The following is a 13648-nucleotide window of genomic DNA, read 5'->3' on the forward strand; positions in this document are numbered from 1 at the left end:
TGATAATACGCGGTACCCCAAGGCAGCAATGGCCTCTAAAAATCAGGACAACGCACTCGCACTCTAAAGAATGTAGGATTTTATGAAGCAATTTACGAAGCAATTCGTCCGGCGAATTGTTGCTGTGCGCGCCCAACTAACACAATTTTCAGTTGGTTCTATTTGTGCAATTCTGCTGGTCGGTGGCCTCTCAGCCTGTGGGTCTTCTTCATCGGCATCGTCTAGTGGGCCGTCGCAGGGATCTTCAAGCTCTGCCCTGGGTCCAGCGGCAGGTCTGGTCCCGGATTCGTTGAAGAACAAGACTGTCAAGGTTGTTGTCCTCGAAGATTACCCGCCGCTCGGATACAAGGACAACGGGAAGCTCGTAGGCGTAACCCCTGAGCTGGTCAATGCAATCGCTGCAGACACGGGGTTGAAAATCCAAATTGAGACATCGGGGTTCGACAATATTATTCCGGGGATGCAGGCTCAGAGATGGGACTTCGCAGCCCCGACATTTAGGGTGTCTGATGCCCGGCTCAAGACCTTGGATTTGGTTACTGTGAGCCAAACCTACACCGCTTTCATCGTCCGGTCCGGATCCGGAATCAGCCTGCAGAAGAACTCCGATGCATGCGGTCACACCGCCGCAGTCCAGGACGGTGACGATGCGAAGCTGCTCGCTGAAATGAACAAACAATGCCTGCAAGACGGCAAGCCAGGAATCACGGTGAGTACTTTCTCTTCCGCGAACCAGGTCTTGTTGTCCCTCTCGTCTTCGAGGGTGGACTTCGTCGCGACAGGAGCTTCCCAGGTCGGAACCATCATTCCCCAGAGCGACGGCAAGTTCGCTGCCGAGCCGCTCCGCCTCAACCCATACAATGCCGGAATCGGGTTCTCCAAGGGCAGCGAGTTCGGCCCGATCGTTTTGCAGGCACTCAAAGATCTCATTGCAAATGGCAAATACCACGAGATCTACTCAAAGTACAATGTCGCCGCTACGGAGATTTCGAACCCCGAGCTTCTGAAATAGAGCTCAGATCTATTGAGGAAGAAAAAGATGAGTTCCAGAAATAGTTCAGTCGGACAAAAGCTAAATTTGCTGATTTTTGTCAGGCAGCTAGACCTACATCGGCGGAACGTAATTTCTGCCGATCGATGTAACACAAGAAATGTGATATGGTGAAAGGAGCAGTCGACGTGCCAGTGAATTCTTTGCCGTCAGGCCGCAGTGCAGTCTCAGAGAGGAACGGACCTTTGAGTCTTGTGCCGGAGGAGCCGCATAATCTGCCGGTGGCCCGTAAGGTCTACTACGGTCGGCTCTTAAGCGGTTCAGTGATCCTCGCTCTGTTCTGCGCGTTGATCTATGTTGTTGCCACCAATCCGAACATGCACTGGGACGTCGTTTGGAAGTATCTGCCAAGTTTTGATCTGGTCGGCGGTCTACTAGTTACGTTGGAACTGACCTTGTTCTCGATGGTCATCGGTCTGGTGCTTGGCGCCGTTCTAGCCCTCATGCGGATGTCGTCCAACCCCATCCTCAGCGCCGTCAGTGGGCTCTACATCTGGTTCTTCCGGGGTACGCCGCTTCTCGTCCAGATTGTTTTCTGGTTCAATATCTCGCTTCTCTTCCCCGAGATCTCAATCGGGATCCCGTTCGGGGGTCCAACTTTTCTAAGTGGAAGCACGAATGACCTCATTACGCCGCTGTTTGCGGGACTCCTAGCGCTGAGCCTGAATGAGGGTGCCTACATGGCCGAGATCGTTCGGGCAGGATTACTCTCTGTTGATTCGGGCCAGCTTGAGGCCGCGCAGACCATTGGCCTATCAAGAGGGGCGACAATCAGGCGAATCTTGTTGCCCCAAGCGATGCGAGTCATAATCCCACCCACTGGGAATCAATTGATCGGGATGTTAAAGACGACATCCCTGGTAAGTGTCGTAGCTGTACCGGAGCTTTTGTATTCTGCCCAATTAGTCTATTCGAGGACCTACGAAACGATCCCGCTGCTTATTGCCGCCAGTATCTGGTATCTGATAGTCAGCACGATTTTGACATATGTCCAAGGCCATATTGAGAGGCACTACGGGCGGGGCACCACCCGTGCATACATCTCTGGGCCAGGACGTCGGTTGGTTTCGTGGTTGAGCGGCCGCCGTGGGAGACGGGTAGTTAGCGTGGCGAGGCCGGAGCCGGGTTCTGAGCCCGAGCTGAGCATCGGGGAGGATGGAAGATGAGCGAGACTGTGATCCGTGCTGAGCATCTGTATAAGTCGTTCGGTCCCGTCGAAGTTCTCCAGGATGTATCTGTAAGCCTTCGGTCCAGAGAGGTTCTGTCTATTATTGGGCCTTCTGGTTCCGGAAAGAGCACTCTTCTGAGGTGCATCATTGATCTTGAGAAGATTGATTCGGGTGGGATCTATCTCGATGACGAGCTTCTAGGCTATCGGGTGCGTCGCGGGAAGATTCATCAACTAGGAAGATCCCATTCCGCCGCGCAGCGCAAGGACATTGCGATGGTCTTCCAGAACTTCAACCTCTTTCCCCACATGACCGCTCTGGAAAACGTCACGGTTGGTTTGACTGTGGGACGTGGTGTGCCACTTGATGTAGCACGGAAGCGGGGCCGGTCGCTCCTGGTTAGGGTCGGATTGGGAGAGAAGTGCGATGCATACCCGCGAACCCTATCCGGAGGACAGCAACAGAGGGTTGCCATAGCACGAGCCTTGGCCCTCGAACCGCGAGTCATTCTCTTCGACGAACCGACGTCTGCCCTCGACCCTGAACTGGTTGGTGAGGTGCTGGACGTCATGCGAGGGCTGGCCCTGGACGGCATGACCATGATGGTCGTTACTCACGAGATGAGCTTCGCCCGGGACGTGAGTGATCGACTAATTGTCATGGACAAAGGGCGCATCATCGAAGAGGGCGATCCCAAGGAAGTCATGGCAAACCCGAATAGCGAACGAACCAAAAAATTTATGGGGTTGGTGGACTAGCTCAGTGAGCCGGGGGCCAAATCCCGGCTCACAGGTGAATGGGTGAACTCGGTTGATCGGTCGCTCGATGGGGCGCGTCCACGCCGTATTTGGCCGTAGTTTCGTTCAAGGAAATATCTGATTGATGGACCGCGGAGATACGGAGCCCCGTCCCCCTGAAATCCCTCAAAGCCCCGAGCACACGTCTCCCAACCAATACGAAAGGAAAACACGCATGCCAAATCCAGTCAAGGCAGCTCGCGCATGGCAGCTCCCGATCGACGCTCCACATCGGCTTGGTCGTCGAGCTGGCGAAATGTGCTTTGTCGGTGGGACAGCCGACTTGGACCAGGCCGGGCGCGTCATGCATCCTGGCAATTTGCTCGAACAAGCAGCAGGTGCACTGGCGAACTTGGATTCAACACTCCAAGCACAGGGTTGTGACCTAGATGACGTCCTTCGGGTGAAGGTCTTTTTCCGGCCGGAACAGAGCGACGCCGATGGCTGGCGCTTGCTAGTCGCCCTTCAAACACACCTCCCCGATGCACCAAGTCCTGTGATCTCCATGCAGCCGGTTTCCATGATGCCTTGGGATGGAGCGGAGCTCCAGATCCAGGCCATCGCAGTTCGTGGATGGAGGGAAAGCCAACCAGTTTTGGTGCAGACCGCTACCCTGCCTGAGGCTGCTGGTGCGGACGCGGCGGAGTACACGGTCGGCCTTAGGGCAGGGGGCTTCTTCGCGACAACGGACGTACCTGGCTACCCAGACGGATTTGAGGGGGACCCGGCAAGTGAGACGACCTACGCCCTCAACCGGCTGGACACCATCTTGAACGACATTGATGTCACCTGGGGTGACGTCATCAAGAAGGAGGGCTACTACCTCGGAACCACATCAGCCGAATGGGAGCCACTTGCGAAACAGAGATCGCAGCGCTTTGTTGAAGGGAGCGCCGTTGCAACAGTTGTGCCGTGGCATCGGCCGTGGCCCAAGAACGTAACGACGAAGATTGAACTACTCGGCTATCGATCCCAGCTTGGGCGCCATGGCAAGCGAACCCCCCGGTCGGAATCCTGGCCGGCGTGGCTATGGGATTGGCCGATGGAGACGCCGTTTCGACAGGGGCTGCTCGCTGAAGATTGCATCTGGCTCGGGGGCCAGATTCCGTACGGGGCAGGGATCCGAAACCTTCAGTCTTCCGGCGATTTGAACCGGCAGATTGACGTCACGATGAGTCACCTGGGTGACATCCTGGAGGGCTTCGGCAGGCGTCTCGAGGATTTGGTTCTGCTGGTCTGTTACTACGCATCGGACGGTTCCGAAGACTCATCCCAGCGCTTTATTGAGCGGCTCGCAAAGATTATCCCGGGTCAACTTCCGCCCATCACTTTGGTTCCCCAGCCCATGGTGCACTACAAGGAGTTGATGACCGAAATCTGGGGCATTGCACGCGCATGATGCATGTGACGGTCTTCCTAGACGGACTGGAACGCCTTCATCGACAACGTTTCTGAGCGAGTTGTGTTGTCGGTGGAGGCCGTCTGGCACTTCACGGCAAGTTTATGGAAAGTGCCATGGTCGAAGTGTTTTCCGGCCTCGGCATTTAGGCATGTCGGCTCGGCAGGGGCGAACCGAAGGCACTTCCAAAGGAACAAGACTTTGGACATCACCCTGATGGACAGCTTACGGAGCACCGTCTCCTCCGACCTGGCGGCTGTTCGCACTCCTATCGTGAGCCGAGTCCCACATATGGATCCAGACAGGGATGTTCCAACCTGCCGCCACGATCAGCCGTCTGGTTGCGCTCATGGAGACGTCCTCAACTGACCCGGCCCCGTCGCCTGGATTCAGCTAGCTGGTGCTTGGAAGATGTTGAAACCCACCCCCGCTGGATTGGCAGAGGTAAGCCCCGCCGCGGCGTCCCAGGGTCATGCCCCTCTTCCGCTGAAAGGCCAGTCCCAAGCTTCGCAGGACCAACCCATGCCTGGATCAACGCATATGGGTCCACGCGGACATGTGGTCGCCGTCGTCAAGGTCGAGGTGCCGGCCACCGAGTTGGTTGTCCGAGGCCGCAGTTGTCAGGTCGCCGATCAATCCGACGAACCGAAACGCCAAGGAATGGGGGTTCAGGTGCTGGGCATCGTCGCGTTTAAGCACTAATCACCACCGCTGAGAGTAAGGAATTATCACCGTGCCCATAGCACCCGGTTGTCTCGTCGTAGCAGTAAGAACCCGACGGGAATTAGACGCGGCCCTGGATGAAGCGATCCATTTCCTGAAGCCGGCAGCGATCACTGAACAAGTCGGTATCTCGGTGACGCGGCTCGCGCCTGGCCGCTATGAAGCTCGTCTGAACCGTGAGGTTCCACCGGGAATGACCATGGAAAGGTGGGGTGAGCTGCGGTGAACGACGGTCAGAGACTTATCTCCGGTCCGCTGACCAGCGGCCTATTCAATATGGTATGTCCCCTGTCCCACCACGCGGGCTGTTCGCTTCGGAGAGCGGCTCTCGACGTAACGCCGGGGCGGAACGGGTTGAAAGACTCGTTGACAGAGTGCGAAGCCGAAATCTTCCTGTCCTTGGCTCACGGCGACCTTGTCGCCGTGAGGGATCATGAAACCTGGGCATTGTGGCGCGGTCGGGTTGACATGACGTTTCATGAACACGGATTTATCTGGGTTATCACGGACGTCGGGGAGCGGAAATTGCTCGACATTGGTGTGCACACGGTGTGGCGGCCAGACCAGTCCGGGGCCTGCTACAGCGTTCGCCGCGAAGCCGGTTGCTTTGGGGATGACCGAGCCCTGACCACTCGCAACAGCCCCAGCGACTAATCCCATCCTACAAAACAAAGCGTCCAGCAAGTGGCGGATAGCCCGATTTGGTACCTGTGGTCCACATTGTTGGTACTGCTCTTCCGAGGACTTGGTACCGGTCAGGGTGGCGGCCTGCGCAGCCCTGCCGGCATTCATTGGCGTCGCAGGTCCAGTGGGAGCTTAATTCCCAGCAGCCGCTGGCGGATTTGACTTCCTGACTGCGAAGACCGGATCGGGCTATCATCCACAGCAAGCGGACCCCACCGGTAGACGTGCCTTTAGGTCGTCTTTTGGGTCACGTAACCCGCGCGACTTGTGACGCCCGTGCTCTGAGCTGAGTGTCCTGGCATGTCTGGGGATCCTGACCCAGGTGGTGATGAAGACGGCAACATAGACGTGGTCGCCGGCCGGCGGCTGGATATCGAACGGTTAACGGCGTCGATGACTAGGTGGCTTGTGTGCCGGCGGCCAATTAGGGTGAGTGCCCGAAGGGTCTATTCCTGGGGGGTCAGCTGGCAAGCACTCGGCCCAGAGCCAGCAGCATCGGCCCCGTTATAGGATCTATGCCATTGGCATGGGGAAGCGGATGAGACGAGAACCGCGCGACAACCATCTCAGCGGCGGGCGCTACATGCAAACGCTGGCCGTGAATGCCACGTCCCTCGTATGCGTCCAATTCGTTGTGCGTTACCCACCACATGTTGCGGTAGGAGTGCCCGGGCGAGAGTGCATATCCTGCAGCCGAAAACAGTGTGCGTTCGCCGCCGCGGATGACTTCCGCGACAACTTCAGGCGGCAGAAGCTGTGCGCCATTCCATTCGCCTTCACAACGCATAAGCTCACCGAAGCGTGCCAAATCCCTGAGGGTAGCGTGAAGTCCGCCACCCGCGCTCGGGGTTCCGGCTGAGTCGATGCTGAAGTAGGCGTCTTCCTCACAGCCAAGGGGACGCCAGAGTCGCTTGTGGATGAGTTGCGTTAGCGGGGTTGCCGTCACCCGGGCTATCACCCAGGCAAGTACCTCTGTATTCACTGTCTTGTAGGCGAAAACCTCACCGTGATTACCTTCTCGCTGGACGGTCGGAAGATACTCGTAGAGGGTTTCTGGCCCGGTGTAGTTCTGCGGACGAGGCCGAGCGCCACTTGCGCGTGCGTAGGCGCGAACGCCGGAATTCTGGTCCTCGTAGGCTTCCGAGTAGGCCAGGCCAGTAGTCATATCCAAGAGTTGACGCAATGTGGCATCATGCCAGGCGCTATCCCGCAATTCAGGGAGGTAATGGACGACAGTCTTTGACTTGTCTAGCACGCCATCGTGCAGGAGGGCGGCACCAAGAGTTCCAATGTACGACTTCGTAATCGAAAAACAGGCGTGGGGCAACTCTGGCGTCAGCGCCCCGAGGTACTTCTCGTAGATGATGCGGCCTTTGTGAAGCACCAAGATTCCATCGGTATAGGTGTCGACTAGGGCTTGCCCCACACTTCTCACAGCCCCGTTGAGGTCTGCAAACTCGAGGCCATTGATCCAGCCGGCATCTTCTGACCCTTCACCCCCGGGCAACGGGACCACCTGACCGCGGCGCACATTTGCCGTCGGAACAAGCTCACGGATATGGGAGAGGCTCCAGCGGATTTCTGGGAAGTCTCGGAAGCTATCGTTCTTGAATGTGATTACCTTTTCGGGTGGGGGAGGTGTCCCAAGCATCCAGCCGTTCGTACGAGGGTCCGAAGCATTTCCGTCTAGAAATCTCCGGCCCTCGAACGTAAGTATCTGATTAGACATAGGGTCCCTTATCTTTGCCGCTGTTTCTTGGGTCGGTTCCCCCGGCCAAATTCTTGCACCCACATGCTGGCTTCGTTACCAGCAGAACGTGCAGAAACGGAGTGCTGAGAATGCACAGTGTGATGTAGACCTGGGCACCTGACCACAGCGATTGGCCGGTCTGCGTGATTACGAACTTGGGCGCGTCGCAAGTTCACTTAGGGGTTGCTGATCCGCCAACGCAACGTTTAGGGCAGTTGTTTGCCTCCACTGCCGGATCGCAGTCCGGCAGATGGCTTGGGCTTCGCCCAGATACTCTGAGAAACTGACAAGCTTTCGTGGAAGAAGATGTAGGGTGCCATTGTCCTTTGCAACGCGCCGCAGCGCCTCTTCCAGGGTACTGCCATCTAGACGGGCCAGAGTGGCAGCCTCGTAGACAAGATCATGGGCATTTTCCCGGCCCAGGGAGCCAGCCAGTTGAATCATCTGAGCCTCTGCCATCACTAGTCCTCCGTCGAGTTCAAGATTGGATTGCATACGTTTGGGGTCAACTCGCATGCCTTCCGCGATGGTGGCTGCCTCGTTTAGCGCGGATCCGGCTAGGACGGCCAGTTGCGGGATGACATGCCATTCGATCTGCCACTCACCGGCCGAGCGTTCATGCCCGGCTTCTTGGATACGGGTCAGCGCCGAGGCGAGGGCACCGGCTGTTCCCGCGAGACCGATAATGATTTCTGAGGAGATTGGGTTTACTTTCTGGGGCATGGTAGACGACGCTCCCCTATGGCTGGCATAGGGTTCGAAAACCTCACCTATTTCTGTCCGTGAGAGGTCAATGATGTTTCGGGCGAGCTTGGCGCAGGTCGCCGTGATAGTGGCGCAAAGCCAGCCGAATTCTGCCAAACCATCTCTATCGACGTGCCAGGGAACATCTGTGTTTGCAAGACCGAGAAGCTCAGCGACACGAGCACGTACCTCAGCCGATTTTGGGCCATAGGCGGCGGAGGTACCGCCGGCGCCGAACATGGAAATGACCCCGATGCGCGTGCTCGACTGGATGAGCCTTTCGCGTTGGCGGGAAACTTGACTAAGTAGTGTCGAAAGTGTGGCGCCAAACGTGGTAGGAACCGCTTGTTGCGCATGGGTCCGGCCCGGCATTACTGTGCAGGCATGCTCCTCGACTCTCATAGCCAGAGCTGTGCCGAGCCGTTGGAGCCGCTGGTCCAGGCTCTCTAGCGATCGGACCAGTTGGAGGGCTAAACCTGAATCCATGATGTCTTGGGTCGTCGCTCCGAAGTGAACTCGACCGTTCGCCCCCTCAGGCAATGCCGCCGAGATCTCACGTACGATCCCCAAGATCGGATATCCGACGTTCCTAGTAGATTCCCAGAGATTGTCCTTTGAGATGTTCTCTCTCCGCGCGGCCCTCATGATGGCACTCGCGTCTTCTTTGTCGATTACACCGTGCTCGCCCTGGGCTTGGGCTAGTGCCCTTTCAACTGCCAACCAGCTTTCTATTGCGGATTCATCGGAGAAGATGCGGATCTGATCGGCGTCTCCAGCGAGATGAGTAAGCAAGGAGAACGGACTGCGAGGCTCGGCCGAGAGTCCATCGTGGGGATGTACGGGATCGGCTCCCGATGAAGGTGCTGCACCTGAAGGAGATACATCGTGGGAATGAATGGCTAAGTCCTCCGTATCCTGACCACCCGTGGACCCACTGACGCGGCTTTTGTCGTCGTTCCCAGCTGCGAAGATCTGGTTCATTTCCTGGTGGCCCTAACCGAGTTTGAACGGGTCTCGACTGGCGCCGGAGAGTTCAATCCAGATGGCTTTGGTCACTGTGTACTCCTTGACTGCCTCCTGTCCGCTCTCGCGTCCCCAGCCGCTCGCCCCTGACCCACCAAAGGGGACGTTGGGTGCTACAACACGGTATGAATTCACCCAGACGTTACCCCCACGGACTGCATGGGCGACGCGGTGTCCCTTCCGAATGTCAGTAGTCCAAATCCCAGCAGCCAATCCAAAGGCTGTGGAATTCGCCAAGCGGATCGCCTCGTCTTCTTCTTCGAACTCCAGCACGGCCAAGATCGGTCCAAATACCTCCTTCTGAGCGATTTCCGCGTCTTCGTTCACGTTCTCCAGGATCGTAGGCAGATAGAAGAGGCCACCCTTGGTAGGATCGATTGTTCCTCCCGTGACAATCGTCGCCCCAGCTTGTATGGCACGGTTCACATATCCCGACACCGTTGCGAGTTGAGCCTTGTTGGCCAGGGGGCCCATTTCCGTGTCCGGGGATGTGGGATCACCAAGGACGATATTCCTTGTACGTTCGGCTAGCTTCTTGAGAAGTTCCTGGCGGACTGACTTGTGCACGATGAGGCGTGAACCGGCGACGCAGGTCTGTCCTGAGGCCGCGAAGATTCCCGCGATGACTCCGTTGACCGTTTCGTCCAGATTGGCGTCTGCGAAGACAATCTGCGCCGATTTCCCCCCGAGTTCCAGCAGGGATCGGGCGAAGTGCTTGGAAGCAGATCGCGCTATTTGTGATCCCACCTCGGGAGAGCCTGTAAATGCGATTTGCTTGACCCCCTCGTGTGCCACCAGAGCCTTGGTTGCCTCACTTCCGCTTGAGGTGAGGACGTTGAAGACACCTGAGGGGAATCCTGCCTCGTCGATCCTCTTAGCCAGTTCCAAGGCTGTAACTGGGGTGTACTCCGAAGGTTTCACAACAACCGTGCATCCTGCTGCGAGCAGAGGTGCGAGTTTCCACATCAGCAGCGATAGCGGAGAGTTCCATGGGATGATGGCCGCCACAACGCCCACGGGCTCGTGGCGGGTATAGATCAAGAAGTTTGACCGGTCCGAGGGGATAACCTCTCCCTCGAGTTTGTCAGCGACCCCGGCGAAGTAATAGAGCCACTGGGGCAGGCTCCGCATTTGACCCGAGGTCTCCCGGAGAAGCTTCCCGTTGCCCTTGGTTTCAAGTTCCGACAACACGTCGGCATCCCGTTCGAGAATTTGTGCTAGACGCCGCATTAGGGCGGCTCGTTCAAATCCTGTGGTGGTTCCCCAGGCACCATATTGGGCCCGGGTCGCCGCAGCGACGGCGGCGTTCACGTCCTGGATGCTCGCGTCGGGCACCAAGGCCCATGGCTCGCTGCTGTAGGGATCCAGAGCCTCGAAATAGGCACCGGTGGCGGGAGTGAGCCAGTCACCGTCTATGTAAAGGTCATAACTAGGGAGCGCAGGAGAGGTCGCAGTCACGGGTCAATTCGCTTTCTGATGAGGAATGAAGAGCTAAGCCAACGCGTTCGAAAAGCGCAGAACTAAGCCTCGGAGAGGGCTTGCTGAAGAATGGTGAACCCGACGTCCAAAAGGTCATTGGAAATAGTCAGGGGCGGAAGGAAGCGAATGACGTTGCCGTAAGTGCCGCACGTAAGCAATACGAGGCCTTTGGATCGGGCCAACTCGGCTACACGGTTCGTGTATGCCGCGTCGGGAGCCCCGGTTTCGGCGTTGACGAGTTCTATGGCCTGCATCGCGCCCCGTCCGCGGATATCACCAATGCGCTTCTCAATGGTCTGGATCTTAGTGAGTCGCTCGCGGATAAGGGCTCCGATTTCCCGAGCCCGACCGGCCAAATTGTCGTCGTGATAAGTGCGGATAGTTGCCAACGCGGCCGCGCACGCGATCGGATTTCCCCCATAGGTACCACCAAGGCCTCCAGCGTGGGATGCTTCCATGATTTCCGCCCGACCCGTGACTGCGGACAAGGGAAGGCCTCCGGCGATCCCCTTGGCTGTTGCAATGAGGTCTGGGACGATGCCTTCGTCTTGGGAGGCAAACATGTCCCCTGTGCGGGCGAAACCTGTCTGGATCTCATCGGCGATGAAAACCACATGGTTTGCTTGCGCCCACTGCTCAATTGTCTTCAGAAATCCTGGGGCGGGCACGATAAAGCCACCTTCACCCTGGATAGGCTCGATGATGACGGCAGCCAGATTCGCGGCACCGACTTGCTTTTCAAGCTGGCCGATTGTCCTCTCTGCCGCCTCGCGTCCAGTCAGCCCGTCTCGGTAGGGATACGATGCCGAAACCCGATAAATTTCCGGAGCGAAGGGGCCGAACCCGCTCTTATACGGGGCTGACTTGGATGTAAGCGCCATCGTGAGGTTCGTGCGTCCGTGGTAAGCGTTGTCGAACGCGGCCACCGCTTGCTTACCGGAATAGATCCGGGCGATCTTTATAGCGTTCTCTATAGCTTCCGCGCCAGAGTTGAAAAGGGCAGTGCGCTTTTCGTGATCGCCCGGCGTGATCCTATTCAGCGTTTCTGCAACTTCAACATATCCCTCATAACCGGTCACGCTGAATGAGGTGTGGGTGAACCGAGAGACTTGTTCCACTACGGCTTCGACTACGGATGGTGCCGCGTTTCCGACGCTCGTCACCGCTATTCCCGAAGCCAGATCGATAAGGGAGTTTCCGTCAACATCAACGATCACCCCTCCGCCGGCCGCTTGGACGAAGACTGGAAGGGCGACTGCTACGCCACCAGGCACTGATGTGACTTTGCGTTCCATCAAAGCTCTGGAACGCGGCCCTGGGATCTCCGTGAGGAGCCTAATCTCCTGCGGCAGGGAAGGTCCGCCGCGCGGGATGGTGTCAATTGAAAGGTTCGTGGACATTGAGCAGCTTTCTTTCTCGTGGGGGACATCAAGATGAAATAGCGGCGTTCAACCTGCCTAGGCGTGGCGAAGCCACACCACTGCCGATCCGCGGAAGGTGGGCATTAACTCGCCCTCAGATATGAAACGTTTGGCAGTGCTGCATCCGGTTGGTGCCCACCAGTCGCTCGCAGGGCAGTGCTCGCCCGTCCGGGCTGGAGGCAGGGCGCTCTTCCGGCTAACAGGGCCGGCGTGACGCAGCCGAACCGATATTCGATTGCTCATCAAAGCCCCTTTCTTGATTCGGGCCTCAGTGCGCTTTCAAGGTCTATCGGGTGCTCCGGGGCATTCCGCGAGTTGATGAGTTGGTATGACAGCCTCAGAGGCGGCATCCCGTCGCGTCACCGAACCCCTTCCACGCGAAGTTTCTGATCACGCCTATTCCGATCTTGATAGCGCACTCACAAACGGAGTACACTTTCAGTACAGCAGATACATCAAGATAACTCAAGTACTCACGAGCGCGGGAAGCGGGAGTGCTCCATTGCTAGAGTCTGCTATCAAAATCATCAGATGCGTTGTCCAGGAGGACTCTTTGAGCATTCACCCCGAAGCGAAGCGCAAAAGCGTCGCGAGCAATGGCACCACTGTCACGTACTACGACACGCAAAAGGAAGGTGCCCGGACTTTCGTCCTGCTTCACGGGACGGGAGGAAGTGCAGCTTCTCACTTTGGGACTTTGTTTCCGATGCTCGCGGCCCGTCATCGCGTCATCGCGATCGATTTTGCGCCCACACGAAGCGGAACTGAGGTCACGGTCGACCATTTGGTCACCCAGGTAGCCGCCGTGATTGGCGATGCGCACCCGGGGCGACCGGTGACGCTAGTGGGCTATTCCTTAGGCGCCGTCGTTGCCGCGAAGGTCGCCGCGGTGCATGCTGACCTTGTCGTCAGCCTTGTGCTCGTAGCCGGTTGGATTAAGACCGACCAACAACAACTACTGCGCAATACGCTTTGGTGGAAGCTCCGGAACAGCGGTTCCGATGCTATACGCGAGTTTGTTGTGTATTCCTCCTATGGGGCACCATTTCTTGTCAGCAAATGCGACGCCGACATCGAAACGCTGCTTGAGCGGGTAACCGACGGTCCCGAGCGGGACGCCCACATGCGTCTCAATCGGCGCGTTGACATATCGGAAGCTGTCAGCAGAATTCAGGCTCGGACATTGGTCGTTTCCTGCGACTATGACCAGATGGCCCCGAAACACCAAAGCGAGGCCCTCTTCGGTGCAATCCCCGACGCCCGTCTCGTGAGTATCCCAAGTGGACATGCAGTCGTATTCGAACGCCCAGCACAGCTGTTCAGCATGATTGACTCCTTCGCTACTGAGGCCATGAACTGCCCGTCTGGCAGCGTCTTGGCTGCATCTTCCGTCTGATAACTGCGAACA

General features: G+C 57.4%; 10 protein-coding genes. 5 read left to right on the forward strand and 5 right to left on the reverse strand.

What is annotated here, in order from left to right; all coding sequences use genetic code 11:
- Positions 1-289 precede the first annotated feature (289 nt).
- From AC3WJM_RS17975 to AC3WJM_RS17990, 4 genes are all read left to right on the forward strand, one after another.
- The gene (locus tag AC3WJM_RS17975) at positions 290-1012 is read left to right on the forward strand and encodes a transporter substrate-binding domain-containing protein (protein ID WP_492272554.1); all 723 of its coding nucleotides are present in this window, start codon (positions 290-292) and stop codon (positions 1010-1012) included.
- Positions 1013-1245: 233 nt separating this feature from the next.
- The gene (locus tag AC3WJM_RS17980; protein ID WP_492272573.1) at positions 1246-2217 is read left to right on the forward strand and encodes an amino acid ABC transporter permease; all 972 of its coding nucleotides are present in this window, start codon (positions 1246-1248) and stop codon (positions 2215-2217) included.
- Entirely contained in the window at positions 2214-2978 is a 765-nt protein-coding gene (locus tag AC3WJM_RS17985) for an amino acid ABC transporter ATP-binding protein (RefSeq protein ID WP_492272555.1), read from the forward strand. The genes AC3WJM_RS17980 and AC3WJM_RS17985 overlap by 4 nt, the downstream gene beginning before the upstream one ends.
- 214 nt (positions 2979-3192) lie before the next feature.
- Positions 3193-4416 (forward strand): Rid family hydrolase, encoded by a 1224-nt coding sequence (locus tag AC3WJM_RS17990; protein WP_492272556.1) that lies wholly within the window; start codon positions 3193-3195, stop codon positions 4414-4416.
- Positions 4417-4947: 531 nt separating this feature from the next.
- On the opposite strand, the gene AC3WJM_RS17995 is transcribed toward AC3WJM_RS17990, so the two are convergent.
- The 5 genes from AC3WJM_RS17995 to gabT form a co-directional block, all read right to left on the reverse strand.
- Positions 4948-5115 carry a hypothetical protein gene (locus tag AC3WJM_RS17995; protein WP_492272557.1) on the reverse strand — a complete coding sequence of 56 codons (168 nt, stop codon included), beginning with the start codon at positions 5113-5115 and terminating at the stop codon, positions 4948-4950.
- 1168 nt (positions 5116-6283) lie between these two features.
- Positions 6284-7552 carry a serine hydrolase domain-containing protein gene (locus AC3WJM_RS18000; protein WP_492272558.1) on the reverse strand — a complete coding sequence of 423 codons (1269 nt, stop codon included), beginning with the start codon at positions 7550-7552 and terminating at the stop codon, positions 6284-6286.
- A gap of 168 nt (positions 7553-7720) precedes the next feature.
- Positions 7721-9298 (reverse strand): class-II fumarase/aspartase family protein, encoded by a 1578-nt coding sequence (locus AC3WJM_RS18005; protein WP_492272559.1) that lies wholly within the window; start codon positions 9296-9298, stop codon positions 7721-7723.
- A 12-nt stretch (positions 9299-9310) separates the two neighbouring features.
- Positions 9311-10798 (reverse strand): aldehyde dehydrogenase, encoded by a 1488-nt coding sequence (locus tag AC3WJM_RS18010; protein ID WP_492272560.1) that lies wholly within the window; start codon positions 10796-10798, stop codon positions 9311-9313.
- Between the two features lie 62 nt (positions 10799-10860).
- A complete protein-coding gene (gabT, locus tag AC3WJM_RS18015; RefSeq protein ID WP_492272561.1) occupies positions 10861-12219 on the reverse strand; it encodes a 4-aminobutyrate--2-oxoglutarate transaminase in 1359 nt (452 codons plus the stop codon).
- A 574-nt stretch (positions 12220-12793) separates the two neighbouring features.
- Here gabT and AC3WJM_RS18020 point away from each other — a divergent pair.
- A complete protein-coding gene (locus tag AC3WJM_RS18020; RefSeq protein WP_492272562.1) occupies positions 12794-13636 on the forward strand; it encodes an alpha/beta fold hydrolase in 843 nt (280 codons plus the stop codon).
- Positions 13637-13648 lie beyond the last annotated feature (12 nt).

This window comes from Arthrobacter sp. FW306-1B-G06A, from assembly GCF_058781765.1.